We start from the raw sequence: 12,082 nt of genomic DNA on the forward strand, positions 1-12,082 counted from the left end.
GTCCGCCGCAGACCATTGTGCCGTCCGGTGATCACGCTGTCCGGGTTTCGCCGGATCCGTGCACACGGCGCCGCCCCGCGTCCGCCGACACGGCACGGGGCGGCGCCGTGTGCACGGATCCGGCGAAACCCGGACAGCGTGATCACCGGACGGCACAATGGTCTGCGGCGGACGGCGCACGCGCGAAGGAGCCCGAGACGTGAGCGAGAGCGACCCCGTGCCCGGCGGGCGCCCGGGCGAGACCGAGCGGGCCACCGCGCTGAGCGGTGAGCTGTCCGGCCAGGGGGTGCACGGTGTCGTGCTGGCGTACGTCGACACGGCGGGGATCGCCCGGGTGAAGACCGTGCCCACCGCGCGGCTCGCCTCGGCCGCCGCGTGGGGCGTGGGCATGTCCCCGGTGTTCGACACGTTCCTGGCGGACGACTCGATCGTCGCCACGGACGTCCTCGGCTCCCCCGACGGCGACCTGCGCCTCCACCCCGACCTGGACCGGCTGACCGTGCTGGCGGCGCAGCCCGGCTGGGCGTGGGCGCCGGTCGACCGGATCACACAGGAGGGCGGGCCGCACCCGGCGTGCGCGCGCACCGTCCTGCGCCGGACCGTCGCGCACGCCGCCGAGCGGTACGGCGTCCGGTTCAAGGCCGCGATCGAGATCGAGTGGTCGGTGGGCCGGGGCGACGCGGACGACGGCGCCTTCGTCCCGGCCGTGTCGGGACCGGCGTACGGCGCCGCCCGCCAGATCGGGCTCAGCGACTGCGCGGCCGACCTGCTGGCGGCGCTCGCGGCCCAGGGCGTGGACGTGGAGCAGCTGCACCCCGAGTACGCGGCGGGACAGTTCGAGGTCTCGGTGGGCGCCCTCGACCCGGTGGCGGCGGCCGACCGCAGCGTGCTGGTGCGGCAGACGATCCGGGCCGTGGCCCAGCGGCACGGGCTGCGGGTCTCCTTCGCCCCGGCGGTCCTCGGGCGGGGTGTCGGCAACGGCGGGCACATCCACCTCTCCGCCTGGCGGGACGGGACCAACCTGCACGCCGGCGGCACCGGCCGGTACGGCATGACCGCCGAGGCCGAGTCCTTCGTCGCCGGGGTGCTGGGCCACCTGCCGGCACTCACCGCGATGACCGCGCCGAGCCCGGCCAGCCATCTGCGGCTCCGCCCCTCGCAGTGGGCGGGCGTCTTCACCTCCTGGGGCCGGGAGACCCGGGAGGCGGCCCTGCGGATCGTCACCGGGAGCGCCGGGGAGCAGGGCCGGGCGGCGAACCTGGAGGTGAAGCCGGTCGACCTGGCCGCCAACCCGTATCTCGCGCTCGCCTCGGTGATCGCCGCCGGCCTGGACGGACTCGCGTCGTCGGCGCCGCTGCCCGAGGAGATCACCGGCGACCCGGCCCGGCTGGACCCCGCCGACGCGGCGGCCCGGGGGGTGCGCCGGCTTCCGGTCTCCCTCGCCGAGTCGGTGGCGGCGTTCCGCGCGGACGACGTACTGCGGACCGCGCTGGGGCCGGTCCTGGCCGACGCGGTGACCGCCGTACGGCAGGGGGAGATCGACGCGGTCGACGGGCTCGACGACGACCGGGTGGCGGCGTTCTACCGCTGGACGTACTGACATGGCCGGCGGCCCCGTCCACGAGAGCCTCGCCGCGCTGGAGCTGGTGGACCACCACTGCCACGGCGCCGTCACCGGCGACCTGGACCGCGAGGGCTTCGAGTCCCTCCTCACCGAGGGCGAGCGATGGCCCGGTGTGTCCCCCTTCGACAGCCCCGTCGGCCTCGCCGTGCGCCGTCACTGCGCTCCCCTGCTGGACCTGCCGCGCCACGCGCCCGCGGACGTGTACCTGGCCCGGCGGTCCGAACTGGGCGCGGCCGAGGTGAACCGGCGGTTCCTGCGGGCCGCGGGCACGGGCGTGTTCTGCGTGGACACGGGCTACGCCCCGCACCGGGTGACCGGGCCGGCCGAGCTGGCGCGCGCGGCGGACGCCACGGCGTACGAGGTGGTGCGACTCGAGCAGGTCGCCGAGGCGGTGGCGGCGGGCGGTGTCGAGCCGGACGCCTACGCGGAGGCGTTCCGCACGGCCGCGTGGGAGGCGGTGCGGCGGCCGGGCGTGGTGGGTGTCAAGTCGGTGGCCGCCTACCGGACGGGTTTCGGCCTGGCCCCGGCCCGGCCCCCGGCCGAGGAGGTCACGGGGGCGGCCCGGCGGTGGCTCGCGCGCGGAGGCCGGCTCGACGACCCGGTGCTCGTCCGGCACCTGCTGTGGACCGCGGTGGACCTGGGACTGCCGCTGCAGCTGCACACCGGGTTCGGCGACAGCGACATCCGCATGCACCGCGTGGACCCGACCCTGCTGACCGACTGGCTGCACCTGACCGCCGGCACGATCCCCGTCCTGCTGCTGCACTGCTGGCCCTACCAGCGCCAGGCGGCGTACCTCTCGGCGGTCTTCGAGCGGGTGTACCTGGACGTGGGCCTCACCCTGCACCACGTCGGCCCCGCGCGGGCCGGCGCGATCCTCGCGGAGGCGACGGAGATCACCCCGTTCCGGAAGCTCCTGTACAGCTCCGACGCCTATGGTGTGGCCGAGTTCCATCACCTCGGGGCGGTCGCGTTCCGGCGCGGACTGGCGGGGCTGCTCCAGGAGCGGCTGGACGCCGACGAGCTGGCCCTTCCGGACGCGCTGCGCCTGGCGCGCTGGGCGGGCCGGGACAACGCCCGCCGGGTCTACAGGCTGCCCGGGGGCCCGATGGACGACGGCTGAGCGGCGTGGGACCGGTCACAGTCCCGGAGCGCCGCCCGGGAAGCAGGAACGGCTGAAAGTATGATCAAGCGATGTCTGACATGACCGAAACCACGCCGGGCTGGCTGACGACCGACGAGCTGGAGATGGCACGTGCCCGCATGCCGATCCTGTACGTCGAGGCGGTGCCCGTCCGCGTCGACGACAGCGGCGAAGTCACCAGCGTCGGCCTGCTCCTGCGCATCGGCCCGGACGGGACGGTCAGCCGGACGCTGGTCTCCGGCCGGGTGCTCCACCACGAGCGGGTCCGGGACGCCCTCCTGCGCCACCTGGAGAAGGACCTGGGCCCGGTGGCGCTGCCCCGGGTGCCGTCCTCGCTCCAGCCGTTCACGGTGGCCGAGTACTTCCCGACGCACGGTGTGACGCCCTACCACGACCCCCGGCAGCACGCGGTCTCCCTGGCCTACGTGGTGCCGGTCACCGGTGACTGCCGGCCCCGGCAGGACGCGCTGGACCTGGTCTGGTTCGACCCGCGCGAAGCCCTGTCGGAGGCGGTGCGCGGCGAGATGCCGGGCGGGCACGGGGCGCTGCTGAAGCAGGCGCTGGCGCATGTGGGCTGCGTGGACTGAGCCGCGGGTGGCGGCGTGCGGCCGCCACCTCGCCCGCACGCGAAAAGGGCCTTCGCGGACTGCTGTCCGCGAAGGCCCTTCGCCGTGTCGGGACGACAGGATTTGAACCTGCGACCCCTTGACCCCCAGTCAAGTGCGCTACCAAGCTGCGCCACGTCCCGTTGCCCGTCTGACCTGGGGTTTCCCCCGGCCGAACGCGCAGGAAAACCATACCGCACTCGGGCCCGTGGTCGCGCATCGCTTTTCCGGGGCGGGCACCGCCGTCAGCACTTCTCGGCCCGGGACGGCTGAGCCTTCCGCGCCGCCCGTCCCGAGCCGGCCGCGGCCGCGTCGACCCGTACCAGGCCGCGCACCGCCGGTATCAGGAGCAGGGCCGCGCAGACGGCGAAGCTGGTCGCGCCGGAGACGAGCAGCACGTGGTCGGCGCCCAGGGCCGAGGCGGCGGGCCCGGCGAGGGCCTGGCCGACGGGCATCATCGCCAGCGAGCCCGCGACGTCGTATGCGTGGATGCGGTTGAGCACGTCGGGCGGCACCTGGGTCTGCACGCTGGTCGCCCACATCACGCCCCAGAAGGACATCCCGGCCCCGGCGACGGCGGCCCCCGCGGCCATCGCGGGGACGTCGAGCCCGGCGCCGACGCTCGCCGGGAAGGCGGCGAAGCCGACGAGGGCGATCGCCCCGGCGCGGAGCATGCGGCGGGGCCGCAGCCGCAGCGCGACGAGGCCGCCGACGACGGTGCCGGCGCCCAGGGCGGAGTTGACCAGGCCGTAGGCGCGTGCGCCGTGCTCCTGGACCACCTCGGTGGCCACGAGGGGCACCGTCGGGCCCCATACGGCGATCATGTAGACGCACCAGACGGCGATGACGCCCCACAGCCACCGGCGGGAGCGGAACTCGTGCCAGCCCTCGACGAGGTCGGCGCGGAAGGCCTTCGTCCGCGGGCCGGTCGCGGTCCGGCCGCTTGGGGCGAGCGGCGGCAGCCGGAGCAGCAGCAGGCACCCGGCGCTGACCGCGTACGTGGTGGCGTGGGCGGCGAAGACGCCGCCGGGTGAGGCGAAGCCGACCAGGAGGCCGGCCACGGCGGGACCGGCGAGCTGGGCGGCGGACTCGGCGACGCGTATCGCGCCGTTCGCGCCCTGGATGTCGGCGGCCAGGCGGGGCACGGTGCTGGCGACGCCGGGCTGGAAGACGGCGCTCGCGACACCGTTGACGAACCCGATGGCGCAGATCTGCCAGAGCACGACGTGCCCGGAGAAGAAGAGGACGGCGGCCACCGCCTGGGTGCCGAGCCGCACCAGGTCCGCGCCGATCATCAGCCTGCGGGTGCTGAAGCGGTCCGCGAGGACTCCGCCGAAGACGACGAGTCCGGCGAAGGCGGCGGCGGTCGAGGCCATGGCGAGGCCGACCGCGCCCGCCCCGTACCCGTGCTGCAGCAGACCGGCGGCGAGCGCGACGGGCAGCATGGTGTCGCCCAGCCGGGCGATGGCCCGCGCGGCGAAGAACAGCGCGAAGTCGCGCGACCAGACGGCTCGCGTCGCCGTCGCCCCCTCGTGCGTGGACTGCGAGGCCGTCCCGGCCATTCCGCGCTCCCCTCCCCGGCCGCGCCGTACGTCCGACAGCCGGAGCCCCCCTCCGGCCCCGGCTGCCACGCGTGTCCCCGGATCATGCCACGGGGCACCGACAACGCCCGAGGGATTTTTCTAGCCCCCGGCCGGCAGCCCCAGTCGTGGATGGGCCTCCAGGAGGCGGGTGGGGGCCGCCTGGCGCCAGGAGTCGGCGAGGATGTCGCGCAGTTCGTCCTCGCCCTCCAGGGCTGCGAGCCGGGCCCGGACCCAGGCGAACTGCGCCTCGTGACCGGCGATCCAGAACTTCCCGGGCTCGGCCAGCACCAGTTCGTCGCGCTCCTCCTTGGGGCAGCGCACGGCGATGGAGGTCTCGTCCTCGGGCAGCGTGGCGAACATCTTCCCCGCGACCCGGAACGTGGGCATGCTCCAGGCGGTCTTCTCCGTGGTGTCCGGCAGGGACAGGGCGACACGGCGTACGTCTTCTGCGTCCGGCATGTCAGGCACGCTATCCGCCCCCACTGACAATCACCCGGCGGCGGAGGGGACGCCGACCTGCTTGTAGTAGAGCGTCGTCGGCCGCACCTCGCCGCCCGGGTCCGCCGCGTAGCCGGGGATGGTGCCGGCCCGGGTCCACCCGGCGGAGCGGTAGAGGTGTTCGGCGGGGCTGCCGGTCTCGGTGTCCAGGTGGAGCAGGGTGAGGCCGGCCGCGGCGGCCGACTCCTCGGCGGCCGTCAGCAGCCTCCGTCCCACACCCCGGCCCCGGACCGCGCGGGACACCATGAGCTTGACCAGCTCGGCGCGGTGGCGGCTGTTGGGCTTGTCGGGCAGGGCGAGGCTCACGGTGCCGCACACCCGCTCCCCCTCGTGCGCCACCCAGACGGCCAGCTCCCCGGCGGCCACCGCGCGGACCCTGGTCCGCCACCACGCGAGCGCCGGGCCGCGTTCCAGCGGCGCGAGGAAGCCGACCGACGCGCCGCCGTCCACGACGTCGGTCAGCAGGTCCGCCAACTCCTCCAGCAGCGCGGTCAGTCGGCGCTCGTCGACTCGGCTGACGATCACGGCAGCACCACCGCCAGCACGTAGCGCGTCTCCTCCGGGCCCGCGCAGCGGAACCTGGTCGGCCCCCACACCCGCATCCGCAGGCAGTCCCCGGTGCCGAGGTGGTGCGCGACGTCCTGGGCGGTCACCTCCAGCGCGCCGCCCAGCACCCAGACGTGCTGCTCCAGGCCGGGCACGGGCGGCCGGTCGTAGGCGATGTCGGCGCCGGGGGCGAGCCGTCCCTCGACCAGTTCGCCGCGCAGTCCGGCGTGCGGCGGGGACACCGAGCGGCGCACGAAGCCCGCGGCCCTGTCCTCCCAGCGGGGCTGCTCGTCCGCCCGGACCAGCAGCGCGGGCTCCGCCTCAACCTCGCCGAGCAGTCGCGACATGGTCCGGCCGTAGACCGCGCACAGGCGGTTCAGCTGGGCGGCGGTGGGGCTGGTCTCCGCGCGCTCGGCCCTGGACAGCGTGGACCGGCTCACTCCGCTGCGCTCCGCCAGCTCCCCCAGCGACCAGCCGTGCTCGGCCCGCAGTTCGGCGAGGCGGGCGGCGAGCCGGGCGTCCACGAGGTCGGGAGCCCCGACGTCACTTCTGTCGTCGTCTCTCATATCAGGGATCCTATCCCTGATATGAGACGAGTACGTTACGGAAGTCTCACGCCCGGGCCACCTCGTCCAGCGCGTCGAGGACCGGCCGGATCAGCGGGTGCTCCTCGGCTCCGCGGCGCACCGCCGCGAAGACCCGGCGGGTGGGCGCGACCCCGTCGACCGGGCGGACGACCACGCCGGTGAGGTCGGTGCCGTGCAGCGCCGAGCGCGGGACCAGCGCGACACCCGCGTCCGCCGCGGCAAGCGAGACCACCGCGCGGAAGTCGTCCGAGGAGTGCTCCATGCGGGGCTGGAAGCCGGCGCTCTCGCAGGCCAGCACGACGACGTCGTGGCACGGGTTGCCCGGGTAGGGGCCGATCCAGGGGTCCTTGGCCAGCTCCGCGAGCGGGACCTCGTCGGCGCCCGCGAGGCGGTGGGCCACCGGGACGACCGCGTCGAAGGGCTCGGCGTACAGCGGGACGTGGGTCAGCCGCGGGTCGTCGGCGGGCGGCGCCCCGCGGTACTCGACGGCGACGGCCACGTCGACCTGCCGGTCCAGGACCATCGGCAGGCTGGCGTCGCCCTCGGCGTCCTGGACGCGGATGCGGATGCCGGGCGCGGCCTCGGCGAGGCGGGCCAGCGCGGGCGCGACCACCAGGGCGATGCCGGTCGCGAAGGAGGCGACGGTGACGGTGCCGGCGGCGCCCGAGCCGTACGCGGCGAGTTCGGCCTCGGCCCGCTCCAGCTGGGCGAGGACGGCGTTGGTGTGGCTCAGCAGGATCTCGCCCGCCGGGGTCAGCCGTACGCCCTTGGCGCCGCGCTCGACCAGGCGGTGGCCGGTCTCCTGCTCCAGGGCGGCCAGCTGCTGGGAGACCGCGGAGGGGGTGAGGTACAGCGCGGCGGCAGCCGCCGTCACGGTGCGGTGGTCCGCCACCGCTCGGAGGATGTGCAGCCGCCGCGCTTCGATCACGGGATCGATTCTCTCAGGTCACCGGCGTTCAGGCGGCGAGCTGCTCCCGCGCCGCGACGAAGGCGTCCACCGCGCGGTGCACGTCGGCCGTGGAGTGCGCGGCGGAGAGCTGGACGCGGATGCGGGCCTGCCCCTGCGGCACGACCGGGTACGAGAAGCCGATGACGTAGACGCCGCGCTCGAGGAGCAGCTCGGCCATGCGGCCCGCCTCGGAGGCGTCGCCGATCATCACCGGGGCGATGGCGTGGTCGCCGGGGAGGATGTCGAAGCCCTCCTCGGTCATCCGGCTCCGGAACAGGGCCGTGTTCTCGGCGAGCCGGACGCGCAGGTCGTCGGCCGACTCCAGCAGGTCGAGGACCTTCAGGGAGGCGGCGGCGATCACCGGGGCCAGGGTGTTGGAGAAGAGGTAGGGCCGGGACCGCTGGCGCAGCAGGGCGACGATCTCGGCGCGGGCGGCGACGTAGCCGCCGGAGGCGCCACCGAGGGCCTTGCCGAGGGTGCCGGTGATGATGTCGACGCGGTCCATCACGCCGTGCAGCTCGGGGGTGCCGCGGCCGCCGGGGCCGACGAAGCCCACGGCGTGCGAGTCGTCGACCATGACCATGGCGTCGTAGCGGTCGGCGAGGTCGCAGATCTCGTCGAGGGGGGCGACGTAGCCGTCCATCGAGAAGACGCCGTCGGTGACGATCAGCTTGCGGCGGGCCTCGCCGGCCGCCTTGAGCTGGGCCTCCAGGTCGGCCATGTCGCGGTTGGCGTAGCGCAGGCGCCTCGCCTTGCTGAGGCGGATGCCGTCGATGATCGAGGCGTGGTTGAGCGCGTCGGAGATCACCGCGTCCTCGGGCCCGAGGAGGGTTTCGAAGACGCCTCCGTTGGCGTCGAAGCAGGAGGAGTAGAGGATCGTGTCCTCCTGGCCGAGGAACGCGGAGAGCCGGCTCTCCAGTTCCTTGTGCACCTCCTGCGTGCCGCAGATGAAGCGGACGGAGGCCATGCCGTAGCCCCAGCGGTCCAACGCCTCGTGGGCGGCGGCGACGACCTCGGGGTGGTCGGCGAGGCCGAGGTAGTTGTTGGCGCAGAAGTTGAGGACCTCGCCGGGGCGGCCGCCCGCGGTGACGTTCACCGTCGCCGACTGGGGGGTGCCGATCACGCGCTCGGGCTTGTGCAGGCCGGCGGCGCGGATCTCGTCGAGGGTGGCGCGCAGGTCGTCGCGCACGGAGTCGAACATCTGAGAAGCTCCTAAGCTCCTGGGGAAGCGGGTGACTTACGCGGTCCAGTCGAGGATGACCTTGCCGCCCCGGCCGCTCGCGGCGTCGGCGAACGCGGCCTCGAAGTCGCGGTGGGAGTACCGCCCGGTGATCACGGGGGCGAGGTCGAGGCCGCCTTCGAGCAGCACCGACATGGCGTACCAGGTCTCGAACATCTCGCGGCCGTAGATGCCCTTGACGGTGATCATCGAGGTGACGATCCGCGCCCAGTCGACGGGGAACTCCTCGGCGGGCAGGCCGAGCATGGCGATCCGGCCGCCGTGCGTCATGTTGGCGATCATGTCGCGCATGGCCTCGGGGCGGCCGGACATCTCCAGGCCGATGTCGAAGCCCTCGCGCAGGCCGAGTTCGCGCTGCCCGTCGGCGATGGCGGCCTTCGAGACGTCCAGGGCGAGACTCACCCCGACCTTGAGCGCGAGGTCCAGGCGTTCCTGGCTGACGTCGGTGATCACGACGTTGCGGGCGCCGGCGTGCCGGGCGACGGCGGCGGCCATCAGGCCGATCGGTCCGGCGCCGGTGATCAGCACGTCCTCGCCGACCAGCGGGAAGGACAGTGCGGTGTGCACGGCGTTGCCGAACGGGTCGAAGATCGCGGCGACGTCGAGGTCGACGGGGACGCGGTGCACCCAGACGTTGGTGGCGGGCAGGGCGACGTACTCGGCGAACGCCCCGTCGCGGCCGACGCCGAGCCCGACGGTGGCGCGGCACAGGTGGCGCCGGCCGGCCAGGCAGTTGCGGCACTTGCCGCACACCAGGTGCCCCTCGCCGCTGACCCGGTCGCCGGCCTTGATCTCGGTGACGTCCCGGCCGGTCTCGACGACCTCGCCGACGAACTCGTGCCCGACGACGAGCGGGGTGCGGATGGCCTGCTGCGCCCAGCCGTCCCAGGCCCGGATGTGCAGGTCGGTGCCGCAGATGCCGGTGCGCAGCACCTTGATGAGGACGTCACCGGGTCCCACGACGGGCTCGGGCACGTCCGCGAGCCACAGACCGGGCTCCGCCTTCTCCTTGACCAGCGCCTTCAACGCTACGGCTCCTGACGGGTGAGACCCCGGGACCGCGCACGCCGAAGCGGCCCGCGTCCGGGGAGGGGAGGGGGATCGCACTGCAATCTGCCGTACGGCACCGCCCCGGGTCCATCGAGCCTTTCTTAAGCCCGGCCGCAGCTTTCCTTCACGCCGCCCGCCCGCCGTCCCGCGGTCTCACAGCGGGAGCCCGTCCTGGGCGCTGCGCTCGATGCGGCGCACGAGGTCGGCGGCCGTCGACTTGATCGTTGCCAGGCCCGCCGTGCCCCAGGTCCGGGGCCGTACGTCGGCGGCGGAGACCGTGCCCAAGACGGTGCCCGTGCTGTCGATGAGCGGGGCGCCGAGGTAGGAGCGGATGCCGAACTCGTCGACGACCGGGTTGCCGGCGAAGCGCGGGTAGTCGCGTACGTCCTCCAGGACGAGGGCCTTGCGCCGGACCACCACGTGCGGGCAGAAGCCGTGGTCGCGGGGCTGGACGCGGCCGAACTCGGGGCTGGTCCCGTCCCCCCGGGTCACCGGCGGGATGTCGGGGACCCGCAGGCCCGCGAAGAACTGCCCGCCCTCGACCAGGAAGTTGACCATCCCGTACGGGGCCCCGGCGAGGCCGGCGAGGTGCGCGGCGAAGGTGTCGAGTGCGGGGTCGGGACGTTCCACCAGACCGAGCAGGCGCAGCCGTCGTACCCGGGCGGGGGCCTCCCGGTCCTCGGGGGTGAGCAGCAGGCGTCCGGCCGGGCGCGGCGGGTCGTAGGTCATGGGCGGGCTCCGGCGCCGTACCCCGTGGTGGGGGCCGGCGTGTGGGCGATCAGATGGCGTACGAGGGTGAGCAGGGTCTGCACACCGGAGCTGGAGATCCGGGCGTCGCAGCGGACGATGGGGATCTCGGGGTGCAGGTCCATGGCGGCGCGCACCTCCTCGGGGTCGTAGCGGTGGGAGCCGTCGAACTCGTTGATCGCGACGATGAAGCCGAGGCCGCGCTCCTCGAAGAAGTCGACGGCGGCGAAGGACTCCTCCAGCCGGCGGGTGTCGGCGATGATCACGGCCCCGAGCGCGCCCTCGCACAGCTCGTCCCACATGAACCAGAAGCGTTCCTGGCCGGGCGTGCCGAACAGGTACAGGACGTGCGCGGGGTCGAGGGTGATGCGGCCGAAGTCCATGGCCACGGTCGTTTCGAGTTTGTTCTCGATTCCGTCGAGGTTGTCGGTCGCGGCGCTGACCGTGGTGAGCAGTTCCTCCGTGCTCAGCGGCGCGATCTCGCTGACGGCGCCGACGAAGGTCGTCTTGCCGACGCCGAATCCGCCCGCCACGAGGATCTTCAGGGCGGTGGGGAACGGGTCGGCGCCTTCGCCGTGGACGTGGTCAGAGCTGTCGTCGTAGTCCATCGAGCACTGCCTCCAGAAGGGCCCGGTCCGTGGGGTTGTGGTGGAACGCGGCGGGGGGTTTGGTGGTCAGCGCGCCGCAGTCGACGAGGTCCGAGAGCAGCACCTTGGTGACCGCGACCGGAAGCCGCAGGTGCGCAGCGAGTTCGGCGACGGGGAGCGGCGCCCGGCACAGGTCGAGTACCTGCGTGTGCTCGGGTCCGAGATAGCCGAGGGGGGTCGTCCCCGTGGCCATGACCTGGGACATCAGGTCGAGCGCGACGGTGGGCCGGGTACGGCCGTTACTGACGGTGAAGGGGCGCACCAGCCGTCCGGCGGCGTCGTCGAGCCAGGGCCCGTCGCCGGCCGCGGCCACCCTCAAGGCCTCATCGCCGGTGGTTCGACGGCGTGCTGCCGGGGCGCGGTGGCCAGGTAGGGGCGGACGCTCTTGACCAGCATGGCCATCTCGTAGCCGAGCACGGCGGCGTCGGCCTCCCGGCCGGCCAGGACGGCGAGGCAGGTGCCGGATCCGGCGGTGGTGACGAAGAGCAGCGTCGAGTCGAGTTCGACGACGACCTGTCGCACGTCCCCGCCGTCGCCGAAGCGGACGCCGGCACTGCGGCCGAGGGAGTACAGGCCGGAGGCCAGGGCCGCCATGTGGTCGGCGCTGTCGGCGTCGAGACCGTGGACGGACTTCACCAGGCCGTCGCAGGACAGGAGCACCGCGCTGCTCGTGTGCGGAACGCGCTGCACGAGGCCGCTCATCAGCCAGTCGAGGTCGGACACTTGGCCGGTCGGCGCATCGCTCGCCATGGTGGATCGACTCCTTGGGGTACGAAGATCTGTGGGGGCGTTCATCCGGCGGACTGGTCCCGGGGGGTCGGCTCCAGGTGCGGTGCGGCCGGGTGGGGTGGCGCGGTGGGGG

General features: G+C 74.0%; 14 protein-coding genes and 1 tRNA gene. 3 read left to right on the top strand and 12 right to left on the bottom strand.

Annotated features, from left to right (window positions below):
- Window positions 1-199 precede the first annotated feature (199 nt).
- The 3 genes from DMH12_RS33205 (at window position 200) to DMH12_RS33215 (ending at window position 3,355) form a co-directional block, all read left to right on the top strand.
- Window positions 200-1,600, top strand: a complete 1,401-nt coding sequence (locus DMH12_RS33205; RefSeq protein WP_125495089.1) for a glutamine synthetase family protein — start codon at window positions 200-202, stop codon at window positions 1,598-1,600.
- Window position 1,601: 1 nt separating this feature from the next.
- Window positions 1,602-2,747, top strand: a complete 1,146-nt coding sequence (locus DMH12_RS33210) for an amidohydrolase family protein (RefSeq protein ID WP_125495090.1) — start codon at window positions 1,602-1,604, stop codon at window positions 2,745-2,747.
- 80 nt (window positions 2,748-2,827) lie between these two features.
- On the top strand, window positions 2,828-3,355 hold the full coding sequence (locus tag DMH12_RS33215; RefSeq protein WP_064730871.1) for an NUDIX hydrolase family protein: 528 nt from the start codon (window positions 2,828-2,830) through the stop codon (window positions 3,353-3,355).
- 87 nt (window positions 3,356-3,442) lie between these two features.
- Here the strand turns inward: DMH12_RS33215 and DMH12_RS33220 are convergent.
- From DMH12_RS33220 to DMH12_RS33275, 12 genes are all read right to left on the bottom strand, one after another.
- Window positions 3,443-3,516 (bottom strand) — tRNA-Pro (locus DMH12_RS33220).
- A gap of 102 nt (window positions 3,517-3,618) precedes the next feature.
- Window positions 3,619-4,935, bottom strand: a complete 1,317-nt coding sequence (locus DMH12_RS33225; protein ID WP_125495091.1) for an MFS transporter — start codon at window positions 4,933-4,935, stop codon at window positions 3,619-3,621.
- Between the two features lie 120 nt (window positions 4,936-5,055).
- Window positions 5,056-5,415, bottom strand: a complete 360-nt coding sequence (locus tag DMH12_RS33230; RefSeq protein WP_185832702.1) for an MmcQ/YjbR family DNA-binding protein — start codon at window positions 5,413-5,415, stop codon at window positions 5,056-5,058.
- A gap of 30 nt (window positions 5,416-5,445) precedes the next feature.
- The gene (locus DMH12_RS33235; RefSeq protein WP_125495093.1) at window positions 5,446-5,979 is read right to left on the bottom strand and encodes a GNAT family N-acetyltransferase; all 534 of its coding nucleotides are present in this window, start codon (window positions 5,977-5,979) and stop codon (window positions 5,446-5,448) included.
- Complete coding sequence (locus DMH12_RS33240; RefSeq protein WP_125495094.1) at window positions 5,976-6,566, bottom strand: helix-turn-helix domain-containing protein; 591 nt, start codon at window positions 6,564-6,566, stop codon at window positions 5,976-5,978. Before DMH12_RS33240 ends, DMH12_RS33235 begins: the two co-directional genes overlap by 4 nt.
- A 46-nt stretch (window positions 6,567-6,612) precedes the next feature.
- Window positions 6,613-7,515, bottom strand: coding sequence for a LysR family transcriptional regulator (locus DMH12_RS33245; RefSeq protein ID WP_125495095.1), 903 nt, complete (start codon window positions 7,513-7,515; stop codon window positions 6,613-6,615).
- A gap of 28 nt (window positions 7,516-7,543) precedes the next feature.
- Window positions 7,544-8,737, bottom strand: coding sequence for a glycine C-acetyltransferase (locus DMH12_RS33250; RefSeq protein ID WP_125495096.1), 1,194 nt, complete (start codon window positions 8,735-8,737; stop codon window positions 7,544-7,546).
- 36 nt (window positions 8,738-8,773) lie between these two features.
- Window positions 8,774-9,802 (bottom strand): L-threonine 3-dehydrogenase, encoded by a 1,029-nt coding sequence (tdh, locus tag DMH12_RS33255; protein WP_125495097.1) that lies wholly within the window; start codon window positions 9,800-9,802, stop codon window positions 8,774-8,776.
- A gap of 177 nt (window positions 9,803-9,979) precedes the next feature.
- A complete protein-coding gene (locus tag DMH12_RS33260; protein ID WP_125495098.1) occupies window positions 9,980-10,555 on the bottom strand; it encodes a GAF domain-containing protein in 576 nt (191 codons plus the stop codon).
- Window positions 10,552-11,181 (bottom strand): ATP/GTP-binding protein, encoded by a 630-nt coding sequence (locus DMH12_RS33265; protein ID WP_163015835.1) that lies wholly within the window; start codon window positions 11,179-11,181, stop codon window positions 10,552-10,554. Before DMH12_RS33265 ends, DMH12_RS33260 begins: the two co-directional genes overlap by 4 nt.
- The gene (locus DMH12_RS33270; RefSeq protein ID WP_161332607.1) at window positions 11,159-11,533 is read right to left on the bottom strand and encodes a DUF742 domain-containing protein; all 375 of its coding nucleotides are present in this window, start codon (window positions 11,531-11,533) and stop codon (window positions 11,159-11,161) included. Before DMH12_RS33270 ends, DMH12_RS33265 begins: the two co-directional genes overlap by 23 nt.
- A 2-nt stretch (window positions 11,534-11,535) precedes the next feature.
- Entirely contained in the window at window positions 11,536-11,970 is a 435-nt protein-coding gene (locus DMH12_RS33275; RefSeq protein WP_122616453.1) for a roadblock/LC7 domain-containing protein, read from the bottom strand.
- Between the last annotated feature and the right edge of the window lie 112 nt (window positions 11,971-12,082).

Source organism: Streptomyces sp. WAC 04229 (genome assembly GCF_003947455.1).
GTDB lineage: Bacteria > Actinomycetota > Actinomycetes > Streptomycetales > Streptomycetaceae > Streptomyces.